The sequence below is a fragment of the Streptomyces sp. NPDC051243 genome, from assembly GCF_044455405.1.
GTDB lineage: Bacteria > Actinomycetota > Actinomycetes > Streptomycetales > Streptomycetaceae > Streptomyces.
In genome coordinates this window covers 169,609-182,224 of record NZ_JBITES010000004.1, presented here as the reverse complement: position 1 = coordinate 182,224, position 12,616 = coordinate 169,609, and the positions used below count along the sequence as shown (strand labels likewise).

General features: G+C 71.7%; 10 protein-coding genes and 1 tRNA gene. 5 read left to right on the top strand and 6 right to left on the bottom strand.

Annotation, left to right across the window (positions count from 1 at the left end; translation table 11 throughout):
- Positions 1-126: 126 nt before the first annotated feature.
- The gene (locus ACIBAG_RS11385; protein WP_399103619.1) at positions 127-1,260 is read left to right on the top strand and encodes an acyl-CoA dehydrogenase family protein; all 1,134 of its coding nucleotides are present in this window, start codon (positions 127-129) and stop codon (positions 1,258-1,260) included.
- Between the two features lie 18 nt (positions 1,261-1,278).
- Here ACIBAG_RS11385 and ACIBAG_RS11380 read toward each other — a convergent pair whose 3' ends face one another.
- From ACIBAG_RS11380 to ACIBAG_RS11365, 4 genes are all read right to left on the bottom strand, one after another.
- Positions 1,279-1,626 (bottom strand): rhodanese-like domain-containing protein, encoded by a 348-nt coding sequence (locus ACIBAG_RS11380; protein WP_399103617.1) that lies wholly within the window; start codon positions 1,624-1,626, stop codon positions 1,279-1,281.
- A 114-nt stretch (positions 1,627-1,740) separates the two neighbouring features.
- Positions 1,741-2,682, bottom strand: coding sequence for a hypothetical protein (locus tag ACIBAG_RS11375; RefSeq protein WP_399103615.1), 942 nt, complete (start codon positions 2,680-2,682; stop codon positions 1,741-1,743).
- A gap of 179 nt (positions 2,683-2,861) precedes the next feature.
- A complete protein-coding gene (locus ACIBAG_RS11370) occupies positions 2,862-4,352 on the bottom strand; it encodes a DUF2252 domain-containing protein (RefSeq protein WP_399103613.1) in 1,491 nt (496 codons plus the stop codon).
- A 272-nt stretch (positions 4,353-4,624) separates the two neighbouring features.
- Complete coding sequence (locus ACIBAG_RS11365) at positions 4,625-4,990, bottom strand: winged helix-turn-helix transcriptional regulator (protein WP_399103611.1); 366 nt, start codon at positions 4,988-4,990, stop codon at positions 4,625-4,627.
- 131 nt (positions 4,991-5,121) lie between these two features.
- Here ACIBAG_RS11365 and ACIBAG_RS11360 point away from each other — a divergent pair, with 131 nt between their 5' ends.
- Complete coding sequence (locus ACIBAG_RS11360) at positions 5,122-5,772, top strand: FMN-dependent NADH-azoreductase (protein ID WP_399103609.1); 651 nt, start codon at positions 5,122-5,124, stop codon at positions 5,770-5,772.
- A 457-nt stretch (positions 5,773-6,229) separates the two neighbouring features.
- Here ACIBAG_RS11360 and ACIBAG_RS11355 read toward each other — a convergent pair whose 3' ends face one another.
- Positions 6,230-6,448 carry a hypothetical protein gene (locus ACIBAG_RS11355; RefSeq protein ID WP_399103607.1) on the bottom strand — a complete coding sequence of 73 codons (219 nt, stop codon included), beginning with the start codon at positions 6,446-6,448 and terminating at the stop codon, positions 6,230-6,232.
- A gap of 213 nt (positions 6,449-6,661) precedes the next feature.
- Between ACIBAG_RS11355 and ACIBAG_RS11350 the strand changes: the two genes are divergently transcribed.
- The 3 genes from ACIBAG_RS11350 (at position 6,662) to ACIBAG_RS11340 (ending at position 11,883) form a co-directional block, all read left to right on the top strand.
- Entirely contained in the window at positions 6,662-7,024 is a 363-nt protein-coding gene (locus ACIBAG_RS11350) for a DUF1304 domain-containing protein (protein ID WP_399103605.1), read from the top strand.
- Between the two features lie 194 nt (positions 7,025-7,218).
- Positions 7,219-10,941, top strand: coding sequence for a helix-turn-helix domain-containing protein (locus ACIBAG_RS11345; protein ID WP_399103603.1), 3,723 nt, complete (start codon positions 7,219-7,221; stop codon positions 10,939-10,941).
- Positions 10,942-11,214: 273 nt separating this feature from the next.
- The gene (locus ACIBAG_RS11340) at positions 11,215-11,883 is read left to right on the top strand and encodes a ribosome-inactivating family protein (protein WP_399103601.1); all 669 of its coding nucleotides are present in this window, start codon (positions 11,215-11,217) and stop codon (positions 11,881-11,883) included.
- Between the two features lie 282 nt (positions 11,884-12,165).
- Here ACIBAG_RS11340 and ACIBAG_RS11335 read toward each other — a convergent pair.
- Positions 12,166-12,249: transfer RNA gene (locus ACIBAG_RS11335), tRNA-Leu, on the bottom strand.
- Between the last annotated feature and the right edge of the window lie 367 nt (positions 12,250-12,616).

The window sequence follows — 12,616 nt, the reverse complement described above, 5'->3', positions numbered from 1 at the left end:
CCCGTACGGGGACCATGGGGGACCTTACGCAGGTCCTCCACGGAGCATTCCCTTCTTCTAGAACCTGTTCTATCTTGACGCACCGTCAGATCGCTGTCGGCGCGGACGTGTGGAAGGGCAGGGACCGTGGACTTCACCTTCACCGAGGAGCAGCAGGCGGCGGCCGAGGCGGCGCACGGGGTGTTCTCGGGGGTCGCGCCGGACGCCGTGCCCTCCCCGGCGCTCACGCCGGGTGCCGTCGCCGACGACTTCGACCGCGCCTTGTGGGGCCGGCTCGCCGACGCGGACCTGCTCAGCCTGCTGCTCACGGAGGAGTACGGCGGGGCCGGCCTCGACGCCGTCGCGCTGTGCCTGGTGCTGCGCGAGTCGGCGAAAGTGCTCGCGCGCGTGCCCCTGCTGGAGAGCAGCGCGGCGATGGCGGCCGTCCAGGCGTACGGCGGCCCCGAGCTGAAATCCGAGCTGCTCGCGCGGGCCGGGCGCGGTGAGGTGGTGCTGACGGTCGCCGCGCACGGCCGCACCGGCCACGACCCGGCCGAGCTCGCGGTGACCGCCCGGCAGGACGCTGCCGGGTGGGTCCTGGACGGCGTGCAGACCATGGTCTCCTGGGCGTACGACGCCGATCTCGTCGTCGTACCGGCCCGTACGTCCGCCGACCGGACCGTCCTCGCGCTGGTGTCGCGCGGTGCCGAGGGGGCCTCGCTCGCCGAGCAGTTCTCGACCAGCGGGGAACGGCTGGGGGAGCTGCGGCTGGAGTCGGTGCGGGTGGCGGCGCGTGAGGTCATCGATGCCGAGGGGGCGTGGGAGTGGCTACGGGAGCTGCTCGCCACCGGGACGTGTGCGCTGGCGCTCGGCCTGGGTGAGCGGGTGCTGGGGATGACCTCGCAGTACGCGAGCAAGCGGGAGCAGTTCGGGCATCCGATCGCCACGTTCCAGGCGGTCGCCGTACAGTCCGCCGACCGCTACATCGACCTGCGCGCGATGGAGGCCACGCTGTGGCAGGCCGCGTGGCGGATCGCGTCGGGGGCGCCGGGAGCGCTGCCCGCCTCCGGAGACGTGGCCGTCGCCAAGATCTGGGCCTCGGAGGGCGTACGGCGGATCGTGCAGACCGCCCAGCATCTGCACGGCGGCTTCGGCGCCGACGTCGACTATCCGCTGCACCGGTACCACGCCTGGGCCAAGCACCTGGAGCTGGCACTCGGCCCGGCGGCGGCACACGAGGAGGCGCTGGGAGAGCTGCTGGCGGCGCACCCGCTGGGCTGACCGGCTGGTCCGGCCGCCCTACAGGACGAAGCCGGGCCGGCCCTCGTCGTTCACCACGGGACGTCCCGCCGCCGCCCACACCTGCATGCCGCCGTCGACGTTCACGGCGTCGATGCCCTGCTGGACGAGGTACATCGCGACCTGCGCGGAACGCCCGCCGGAGCGGCAGATCACATGGACGCGGCCGTCCTGCGGGGCGGCCTCGGTCAGCTCGCCGTAGCGGGCGACGAACTCGCTGATGGGGATGTGCAGGGCGCCTTCGGCGTGGCCCGCCTGCCATTCGTCGTCCTCGCGGACGTCGAGAAGGAAGTCGTCGTCCTTGAGGTCCGCGACCTCGACCGTGGGTACGCCAGATCCGAAATGCATGGCTCCGACGCTACCCGACGCTGCGCCGACCGGCGCCGGGCTCCCAGAGGGGCCCACGCGGCGGAGCCGCAGATCGCTACAGCCCCGTGCCCCTGAGGGCCGTATCCGCATCGCCTACCCGAGCAGAGCCGCCAGTTCCGCTTCCCGCTGCGCCACCTGGGCAAGGAGCTGTTCGGCGATCTCGTCGAGCAGACGGTCCGGGTCGTCGGGGGCGAGGCGGAGCATCGCGCCGATCGCGCTCTCCTCCAGCTCCTTCGCGACCAGGGTGAGCATCTCCTTGCGCTGGGCCAGCCATTCGAGGCGGGCGTAGAGCTCCTCGGCGGGAGTCGGGCCCTGCTCCTTGGGCACGGGGCCCGCGGCCCACTCCTCGGCCAGCTCCCGCAGCAGCGCCTCGTCGCCTCGGGCGTAGGCGGCGTTGACGCGGGTGATGAACTCCTCGCGCCGGGAACGCTCGGCCTCTTCCTGGGCGAGGTCGGGGTGGGCCTTGCGGGCCAGCTCGCGGTAGAGCTTGCGGGCCTCGTCGCTGGGGCGCACCCGCTGGGGCGGCCGTACCGGCTGGTCGGTGAGCATCGCCTCGGCCTCCGGGAACAGCCCTTCGCTGTCCATCCAGCCGTGGAAAAGCTCCTCGACGCCGGGCATCGGCAGCACGCGCGCGCGTGCCTCGTCGGCCTTGCGGATGTCCTCGGGGTCGCCGGTGCGGGCGGCCGTGGCCTCGGCGATACAGGCGTCCAGCTCGTCGAGGCGTGCGTACATCGGGCCGAGCTTCTGGTGGTGCAGGCGGGAGAAGTTCTCCACCTCGACGCGGAAGGTCTCCACCGCGATCTCGTACTCGATCAACGCCTGCTCGGCGGCCCGCACGGCCCGCTCCAGCCGCTCCTCGGGCCGTGCGTCACCGAGGCTCTCGGCTTCGCCGGAGCAGGGCGGAACCCCACCGTCCTCGGCGGTCATCTGCGCCTCACCACCCTGCTCGCCTCCACCGGCGGGCACCTCGGCACCGCTCCGCGTCCCCGCACCAGCGGGCTCGGCCTGGGACTGCTCAGCTTCCGGCGTCGTCACCCGACCAGCGTAGGCCACGTGTGACTGCGTCAGCCGAACCGAGCCCCGGGCACCGCCGCCCGGACGACACCGGCATCGTCGCGGGCCGGCCGGGCCTGCCGCCCCAGACCCCGCTTCGACCCTGAACGGGCCTCGTCCTCAAACGCCGGGCAGGCTGACTGCCCCACATCCGCGCCCGGTCACACTCCCATCTCCGCCGCGATCCGCCCCGCCCGCACCGCCGCCACCAGTGCCGCGTGGTCCGCCTCCGTGCGGTCGGCGTAGGTGACGGCGAACGTGGCGATCGCCTCGTCCAGTTCCTCGTTCTTGCCGCAGTAGCCGGAGATCAGGCGGGGGTCGGCGCTGTGGGAGTGGGCGCGGGCCAGGAGGGCGCCGGTCATGCGGGCGTAGTCGTCTATCTGGTCGGCGGCCAGCGCGGCCGGGTCGACGCTGCCCTTGCGGTTGCGGAACTGGCGTACCTGGAAGGGGCGTCCGTCGACCGTCGTCCAGCCCAGCAGGATGTCGCTGACCACCTGCATCCGCTTCTGGCCCAGCACCACGCGCCGACCCTCGTGCTCCACTTCCGGCACCTCGAAGCCGGCCGTCACCAGGTGCGGGACGAGAGCCGAGGAACGGGCCTCCTTCACCTGCAGGACCAGCGACTCGCCCCGGTGGTCCAGGAGCAGCACGACGTAGGAGCGTGCGCCCACGCTGCCCGTGCCCACCACCCGGAACGCCACGTCGTGCACCGCATGGCGGGAGAGCAGGGGGTGACGGTCCTCGGAGAGTGTGGTGACGTAGCTCTCCAGCGACGCCGCCACCGAGGCCGCCTCCTCGTCCGGGACCCGGCGCAGTACCGGCGGTGCGTCGACGAAGCGGCGGCCACCGTCCTCGGTCTGCTCCGTCGACTTCGCCGCGAAGCGCCCACTGGTGTTGCCGCGCGCCTTCTCCGCGACCCGCTCCAGCGTGCCGAGCAGGTCATGCGCGTCCGTGTGGGAGACGAGCTCCTCGTCCGCGATCGCGTTCCACGCGTCCAGCACCGGGAGCTTGGCCAGCAGCCGCATGGTCCGCCGGTAGGCACCAACCGTGTCGTGGGCCGCCTTGCGGCAGGCGTCCTCGTCCGCGCCGGCCTCCCGGCCCGCGAGCACGAGCGAGGCCGCGAGCCGCTTGAGGTCCCACTCCCACGGGCCGAGCAGCGTCTCGTCGAAGTCGTTCAGGTCGATGACCAGGCCGCCGCGCGCGTCGCCGTACAGGCCGAAGTTCCCGGCGTGCGCGTCGCCGCAGATCTGGGCGCGGATCCGGGTCATGGGGGTGCGGGCGAGGTCGTACGCCATGAGTCCGGCGGAGCCGCGCAGGAAGGCGAAGGGCGTGGCCGCCATCCGGCCGACCCTTATCGGGGTGAGCTCGGGGATGCGGCCCAGGTTGGACTCCTCGACGGCGGCCACCGCGTCGGGACGGGCCGGGTCGAGATCGAGGATCGCGTGATCACCGCGCGGTACCCGCCCGCGCAGCGCCTTGCCCTCCTCCTTGGGCGACCCGCCGCCGGGCCACTCGGCGAATCCGCCGACCCGGGGCAGCCGACGCGAGACGGCCTTCGACGACGACTGCGGCGTCACCGCTGCGGCCTCCACCACGGCCGCCTCCCCCACGGCCTCGGCACCCGCCGCGCTCTCCGCACCGACCTCGGTCATACCGACCGCCTCCCCCGCTCAGCCACGAACATCAACTCGTGCCGACGTTACAGCCGGTGGCCGAAAGCCGTCACACCCTGTGGACAACTCCGCGCCTGTGGAAAAGCCGGCACGGCGCAACCACCGATATCGGCAACTGAGCTCAGGCTCCAGCTTCGGGCTTCGGGCTTCCGGATTCCGGCATCGGGCATCGGGCTTCAGGCTCCAGCTTCATGCTCCGGGCTTCAGCCTTCAGGCTTCGGGTTTCAGGCCTGAGGCTTCAGCTCCAGGCTTCAGCAGCCCTCGGCCCCCGCCTCGTCCGGCAGGTGCTTCTTCGCCCATTCCCCGAGTTCCCTCAGCGCGGGCTCGAGCGCGGAACCCGCCTCCGTCAGCCGGTACACGACCCGCAGCGGCGGCCCCTCGTACACCTCACGCACGACGAGTCCCGCGGCAGCCAGCTCGGTGAGCCGGTCGGAGAGCATGCGCTCACTGATGCCGGGAATCGCCCGGCGCAAGGCGACGAAGTACGCGGGCCCCGCGGTCAGGACGGACACGATCGGACCGGTCCAGCGCTTTCCGAGGAGCTGGAAGACGCGGTTGATGCCCTCGTCGACCCGTTTGCACGCCGCTACGTCGTGCCTCTGCTCACCCGCCGCCATGCCCCCAGAGTACTGCCTTGTCGTACGGGGATGAAAAAAAGTAAGTGACTGTGTTATCCATAGTCGAGTACGAAGTTTCAGTCCCTGCGGCCAGGTGCTCCTGTCCGCTCCCGTCCCCTCTGGAGACCCCCATGGCAACGCTCCTGCACATCGACTCCTCGGTCTTCCCGGCCGACGCCTCCTCCTCCCGCGCCGTAACCGACGCCTTCCGCCGCACCTGGCAGGAACAGCACCCCGAGGGCACGGTGATCCACCGCGACCTCGCCACGGACCCGGTGCCGCACATCACCGCCGACGCGCACACCGCCGGCTTCTCCGATCCGGCCGCGCACAGCCCTGAGCAGGCCGCGGCCTTCGCGGACCGGCTGAAGCTGATCGAGGAGCTGGAGCGGGCGGACGCCGTGCTGATCGGCGCCCCGATGTACAACCTGACGATCCCGTCGACCCTGAAGGCGTGGCTGGACAACGTGGTCCTGTTCGGCCGTACGGCGGGCAGCGCCCAGTCGGTCAAGGGCACCCCGGTCACGGTGGTCGCCAGCCGGGGCGGCGCGTACGGACCGGGCACACCGCGCGAGGGATACGAGTACGTGCAGAACTACCTGTCGGCGATCCTGGCCGACTTCCTCGGCGCCGACCTCGACTTCATCGTCCCGGAGCTCACGATGGCCCCGGCCAACCCGGACATGGCCGAGCTCATCCCCCTCTTCGAGGCCTCCCACGAGCGCGCCCTCGACGAGGCCGCCACGAAGGCGAAGCAGCTGGTACAGCGGCTCGCGGCGTAGCGCGGGTCGGGGGCGGTCGGAGGCCTCACGCGCGCGTGAGGAGGAAGGCGTACGCGCGCGTGGCGAACAAGGCCCACGCGCGCGTGCAGGGGATTCGGCTGCGCCTCCTCCCCTGCGTCCCCCTCACCGAGACGTATCAGTTTTCGACGACCAGTTACCGACGTGCCGGTTACCGACGTACTTCTTGAGGCCCCCGGCGGGTCCCCCGCCGGCCGCTGCCCCCCCTGACGGAAGAAGCAGCGCCACGACGAGTCCGACCACCGCCGGCACGGTGACCCGCACCAGACAGGCGTCCGGACGCCCGAGCCCGACTCGCACTCCCGCCGACCGCACGCCCTGCCCCTCATCCACCTCCCGCCGACCGCACGCCCTGCCCCTCATCCACGCCCGACCCCCGCCAACCGCTCGCTCTCCGCCGGCCGCTCGTTCTTCACCAGCCGCCGCCCACCCCGCACCGTCAGCGCAGACACCGACGCCGGCCTCCTCCTGCCTCGCGTCTGGCGGCGAGCGCCAGGGCGAAGCCCGCGCACCCGAGCCAGAACAGCACCTCGCGGGACACGCGCGGGCTCTTGCGGGCCGACTCGCGGCCGTCCTCGGAACGCTCCTGTCGTGCGGGGGCGAGCACGGAATCGCCGGGCCTGACTCCGGCGACGACGGTGAGTGACTCGGGTGGCATCGGCGAGCTCCTGGGGGAGGGGAGCTCCGATCTCGCGCCAGGCGACATCGGCCACCTCGGCCGAACGGCCACCGTTCACAGCCCCCGGAACCCTCGGCTCAGCCGAAAGACCGACCGGCCACCGAAAGACCAACCGGCCACCGAAAGACCGACCGGCCACCAAAGGACCGACCGCCCCACCGACACCGGACACCGCACCGGCACAATCACCGCATGCATCTGATCTCTGTCGTCCTCGTCGCCCTCATGGCGCTGCTGCACGTCTACATCCTGGTCCTGGAGATGTTCCTGTGGCAGCGCGGCCCGGGCCGCCGCTTCTCCGGCTTCGACGCCGAGCTGGCCCGCTCCACCGCGACGCTGGCGGCCAACCAGGGCCTCTACAACGGCTTCCTCGCCGCGGGCCTGGTCTGGGGCCTGATCGCCGACGACCCGACCGGCTACCGGGTCCAGATCTTCTTCCTGTCCTGCATCGTCGTCGCCGGCGTCTACGGCGCGGCCACCGCCAACCGCCGCATCCTCTTCGCCCAGGCCCTCCCCGCCGCCGTGACCCTCGCCACGGTCATCGCGGCCGGCTGAACCCGCGCCGTGACCTGAGAGCTTCATCCCAGGTCACGGCCGCCGAGGACGCCGTATCGCCCTCATGCGCCGAACGTTGTCAGGTACTTCTCGGGCTGACATCACAGTCGGAAAGGGTTCTCGTCCGCGGAGGACGAAACGTACCTTGTGCTGCTGATCAGCTTGTTCTTCCTGTCCGCGAAAGAGGCTTCGCCATGGGGCGCCCCGAACGACCGGTCGACCCGGCGGCCGGTCCCGTGCAGCGACTCGCCCACGATCTTCGGGAACTGCGCCGTTCATCCGGTGGCGTGTCGTACCGGACCATGGCGAAGAAGGCCGGCTTCTCGGTGACGACCCTGGCGAAAGCGGCGAGCGGCGAGCGACTGCCGTCGTTGGCCGTGCTCCAGGCGTACGTCCGGGCCTGCGGCGCCGACCCCGCTCCGTGGGAGGCACGGTGGGCGGAGGCCGAGGCGCTGGCCGGGGAGGAGAGGCAGGAGGATGCCGACGCCGCCCCGCCCTACCGTGGCCTCACGCGCTTCGAGCCGGACGACCGTGAGCTGTTCTTCGGCCGGGACCGACTGGTCGACGAGCTGAGCGAGCTGGGTTGCGGGTCCCCGTTCGCCGTGGTGTTCGGGGCGTCCGGCAGCGGCAAGTCCTCCCTGCTGCGGGCCGGTCTGATCCCCCTGCTGCGGGAGAAGATCGCGCAGGAGGGACGTACGGCGGTCCTTCGGATCCTCACTCCGGGAGCCCGGCCCGCCGCCACCTACGGACATCTGCTGACGCCGGCGGCCGACGATCCGGAGAGCTGGGTGGTGGTGGACCAGTTCGAGGAGGTCTTCACCCTCTGCCGCGAGCGCGCCGAGCGGGACCGCTTCCTCGACCTGCTGCTCGCCGCGCGCGACCCGGGCAGCCGACTGCGCGTGCTCATAGCCGTACGGTCCGACTTCTACGCGCGGTGCGCCGAGCACCCGCGACTGGCGGAGGCGCTGCACGGGAGCGGACTCCTGGTCAGGCCCATGACCGCGGACGAACTGCGCGAGGCGGTGGTCCGACCCGCGCAGGCGGCCGGGCTCATCGTGGAGCGGACCCTGACCGCACGGATCGTCGAGGACGTGCTCGACGAGCCCGGCGGACTGCCGATGCTGTCCCACGCCCTGTTGGAGACCTGGCGGCGGCGCAAGGGACGGATGCTGACCCTGGCCGCGTACGAAGCGGCCGGCGGGGTACGCGGCGCGATCGCGGCCAGCGCCGAGGAGGCGTACGGGGAACTCTCACCGGCGCAGGCGCACGCCGCCCGGCACCTGCTCCTGCGGATGGTCGAGCCCGGCCAGGGCAACGCCGACACGCGCCGCCCGCTCGGCTGGGAGGAAATGGCCGGGTGGGAGGACCCCGAAGTGCGGGCCGTCGTCGGGCGGCTGACCCGGGCCCGGCTGCTGACCACCGACGACGACGGAGTGCACCTCGCCCACGAGGCGCTCATCACCTGCTGGCCGCGGCTGCGCGAGTGGATCGACGCGGACCGGGAGCGGCTGCGCCACCACCGGCGGCTGACCGACGCCGCCCGCACCTGGCTGGAGCACGACCGCGACCCGGGCACCCTCTACCGGGGCACCCGCCTGGCGCGGGCCGAGGAGCTGTTCGCGGGCGACGACCGCGGCTACGACGGTCTGACGTCCGAGGAGACGGCCTTCCTGGTCGCCGCCGCGGAGCAGCGGGTGGCGGAGGAGCGGGCCGCCACCCGGGCCCGGCGCCGGAGCCGGACGCTCACGGCCTCGCTCTGCGCGGTGCTGGCGGTGGCCCTGGTCGTCGGCCTGACCGCCGTTCGACTGCGTCAGGAGAGCGAGCAGCAGACCACCGACACGGCGGCCCGCCGGGTGGCCGCGGTCGCCGACGCGCTGCGTACCACCGACCCGCGCACCGCGATGCTGCTCGGCGTCGCCGCGTGGCGCATCTCCGAGCTGCCGGAGTCCCGCCGAGCCCTGCTGGGCGCGCTGGCCCAGCCCGAACTGGACAGCTTCACCGACCCGGCGCCCGGTGACGAACCGAACCGGTACCTCGACAGCTCCGGGCGCACCCTGGTGAGCGTCGGCGGCAACACCTGGCGGACGTGGGACGTAGGCACCCACCGCCGTATCGCCTCGGGGCCGGTACCTCACGGGGCGATACTCGGCGCGGGGCCGGGCGGCCGGGTACTCGTCATCCGGACCGGCCGGCAGACCCAGCGGCTGTGGGACACCCGAACGAGGCGCTGGATCGGGGGTCCTCTGCCGTTCGGGGACACCGTGCGCTTCGGGGCGAGTGACCGCAATTACCTGGTGACGAGCATGTTCGACGACCGGGTGGGGCTCTACTCCGTCACCGACGGCCATCTGGTCTTCCGGACCCCGTCGGCCGGCAGCGGGGAGCGCGCCGCCGCGGCGGCCGACGACCGGCTGCTGGCCGTCTGCCCGCGCGGCCGGGCCCCGCAGGTCTGGGACACCTCCGCGCGCAGCGTCCGGTCCGGTGCCTGGACGAGCGCTCGCGGCGCCTGTGATGGTGACCGCACCTTCCTCGGCCTCACCGGCGGCCGGCTCCTCACTCTCTCCGGGGACCGGGTGCGTGTATGGGACACCTCGTCAGGACGAGAGCTCGCCGACGTCACCCACTCTGGTGCCCTTTTGGCCGTCGTGAGCGCGGACGGCTCGTTTCTGGCGACCGGCGGCGGCCAGGAGATCAGAGTGTGGCGTCTGCCCAACCGCGGCGCCCCCGTTTTCCGGCACTCCTTGGACAACGCGTCGCTCTCCGATCTCGCCTGGGACTCCTCGCGGCCCCTGCTGCGGTACCTCGAAGGGGGCACGGTCCACACCCTCGACCTCACCACGACGCTCACCCACGCCTGGCGCAGGAGTCCGCTCGCCGGGGTCCGGCTCAGCCCCGACGGCAGGACGCTCGCCACCGCCGAACGCATCGGCGACCGCTACGTCGTCCAACTGCGGGACACGCGCGACGGCCGTCTGCTGCGCACCCTGCCGACGCCGTCACGTCCCGCCTTCCGCACCGGCATACCGACGGTCCCCGGGGAGATCACCGAGCCGTTGCTGTCCTTCAGCCCCGACGGCGGCACGTTCGCGTACGGAATCTCCGCCCCCTGGGAGACGGCGCCTCAGCGTCTGACGGTGTGGGACGTGGCCGCCGGACGCACGAAGACCACGGTGGACCTGGCGACGGCGTCCGCGACGCCTACGGACGCGATCGCCCTGGGACCGGGCGGTCGCACGCTCCTCACCGCACGTTCGACCGAGAACGGCTACGTCAACGAGACATGGGACACCACGCGGCAGCGGAGGACGGCGCTCCTCCCCGGCCCGGGCGGCGGTCAACTGGCCGTCAGCCGGGACGGCAAGCTCCTCGTGACCGACAACCGCGTCGTCCGAGCAGGCCGGTCCCACGCCCATGACCTCGTCCAGCGCGACGGCATCGGAGCCATCGCCTTCGCACCCGACGGCTCCGGCCTCGCGGCGGGCGACTGGACCGGGCGGGTGGCCGTCTGGGACGGCGACCTCCGCCACCGGGCCGGCATCCTGAGGAACGTCTTTCTGGCACCCGTCGATCCGTCCTCCGACTCGGCCGAGGCGATCAGGGCTCTCGCGTTCAGTCCGGACGGCAGCACGCTCGCCGTGGGCGGCGACTCGGGCACCGTCCAACTCTGGGACATCGCGACCCAGCAACCACTCGGCCCTTCTCTGCCCACCCCCGGTGGGAGCGTCGACACGCTCGCCTTCAGCCCGGACAGCACCATGCTGTACGCGGGCGGCAAGCACGTCCCGCTCCAGCGGTACGTCGTGGATCCTGACCGAGCGGTGTCCCTTGTCTGCTCCCGTGCCGGGAACATGGAACTGACCCGGGCGCAGTGGCGCACCTACGTTCCGGACCGGCCGTACAGGCGGGTCTGCCACTGACCGTCTCCCCGGATCATGGGATGGCCGCTTCCGCCGGTCGCTGACATCAGCTGCTGCACGAACAGTTGCTGCGGCCTGTTTCACACGTCCGTGGCCTGGCCGTCGCCGCCATCGCTCCGCGACCTGTCGCTCCCGCGCGCCTTACGTCCGGACACGTAACGTGGAATTCGATCCTCCGGAATTGTCCGCGGCAGCAGAAGGGGCCTGCCAAACAACCTCCCGGCTGTGAACGTCGGTCGTGACATCACTGCACGTCGAACAACCGGAGCCACCATGCCCACCAGCGTCCTCGTCGCGGTCGCCCTGTCGATCCTGCTCGGATTCCTGGTGATCATGCTGGCGCCCAGGGAAACCGAGACCGCCGCCGGCAACAAAAACGTCGACTTCCCACAACTCCGCTGGAACATCACCCACGGCTCGGGCGCCTATCTGACCATGCTCGACCAGCTGCACCACCTCGCCGAAACCTCGACCGACCACACAAAAGCCCAGGGTTTCGCCGACATCGCGATCAGCAGCGGCAACCACACCCCCACCGTGCACGCGGTCGTACGGCTCAGCGACTTCTGCGTCGTACGGTTCTTCTCCAGGGACACCCCGCACGACGTCGTCCTCAACCTCGCCTCCGACATCCCCGGCAAGGAAGACGCCACCCACGACAACTGGTTCCTCGGCAAGCAGGACTACGACGCCCTCGCCCGCGTCGCCCACCAGTCGCTGACCGCCCTCGACCTGAGCGAGCCCAGCCTGGAGAACAGCCTCAGCGACCTCGGCACCCGCGGAACCGACCGCACCACCCAGGCACGCGGCATGCTGCGCTACATCATCGCCATCACCGAGGCCTCCCGATTCCGCCCCATCGCCGACCGCATCGCGAACGGCATGGACAACGGGTCCCACGTCTTCGTCACCGAGCAGCACGTCGGCCTGATGCGCAACTAGACCGGCACCAGCCATGCCTTCTTCGGCCGCACCAACCGCACCGACCCCGCCGCCGGCACCGGCGTCGGGGCTGCTGCCTGCCGGCCGCCACCGACCCCACTCTGCTTCTGGCGCTCAAGCACCACCGAGACAGACCCCACCCGTGAGATAGCTCACGCGTCGGGGCCTGCCGTATGCCCTGCTCAAGCTGTGTGATGCCTCACAGCGATCATGGAAACGAGAAACGGGCCCCTGCGGTGACTTCCGTCACCTGCAGAGACCCGTTTCATCGGCTTCTCAGAGTGCGCGAGGGGGGAGTTGAACCCCCACGCCCTTGCGGGCACTGGAACCTGAATCCAGCGCGTCTGCCTATTCCGCCACCCGCGCATTGGGTGTGCCCTCGGGCCCTTCCCTTGCGGTCCGGCGCCTTCCGACATCCAGAACATTAGCACGCCGTGCAGGGTGGGTTCACATCCCTTATCCCCAGGCAGCCGCCGCCCGACCGCCCCGCCGCCGCCCACCAGCACCGTCGCCAGCCACCACGACAGACCCGGCCTGCCGGCCCGGCCGACGCCCGCCGGTCCGGCCGGAACCGCCCGGGTACCCACCCCGCGCACACGGCGACCCGCGGCGGCCTCCGCTCCGTATCAACGAGAACCTGTTCACGTATCAACCTCGTACCGGTACCGCTCATCTCCCCAGGAGCCGGTCGGGGTCCACAGTCAGGTGCGGGACACTGGTTTGCGGCCGCCTC

Coding starts and splice junctions, on each gene's coding strand:
- ACIBAG_RS11350 (WP_399103605.1), top strand. CDS start 6,662: ATGCATCTGATCTCTGTCGTCCTCGTCGCCCTCATGGCGCTGCTGCAC.
- ACIBAG_RS11340 (WP_399103601.1), top strand. CDS start 11,215: ATGCCCACCAGCGTCCTCGTCGCGGTCGCCCTGTCGATCCTGCTCGGA.
- ACIBAG_RS11355 (WP_399103607.1), bottom strand. CDS start 6,448: ATGCCACCCGAGTCACTCACCGTCGTCGCCGGAGTCAGGCCCGGCGAT.
- ACIBAG_RS11365 (WP_399103611.1), bottom strand. CDS start 4,990: ATGGCGGCGGGTGAGCAGAGGCACGACGTAGCGGCGTGCAAACGGGTC.
- ACIBAG_RS11360 (WP_399103609.1), top strand. CDS start 5,122: ATGGCAACGCTCCTGCACATCGACTCCTCGGTCTTCCCGGCCGACGCC.
- ACIBAG_RS11380 (WP_399103617.1), bottom strand. CDS start 1,626: ATGCATTTCGGATCTGGCGTACCCACGGTCGAGGTCGCGGACCTCAAG.
- ACIBAG_RS11345 (WP_399103603.1), top strand. CDS start 7,219: ATGGGGCGCCCCGAACGACCGGTCGACCCGGCGGCCGGTCCCGTGCAG.
- ACIBAG_RS11370 (WP_399103613.1), bottom strand. CDS start 4,352: ATGACCGAGGTCGGTGCGGAGAGCGCGGCGGGTGCCGAGGCCGTGGGG.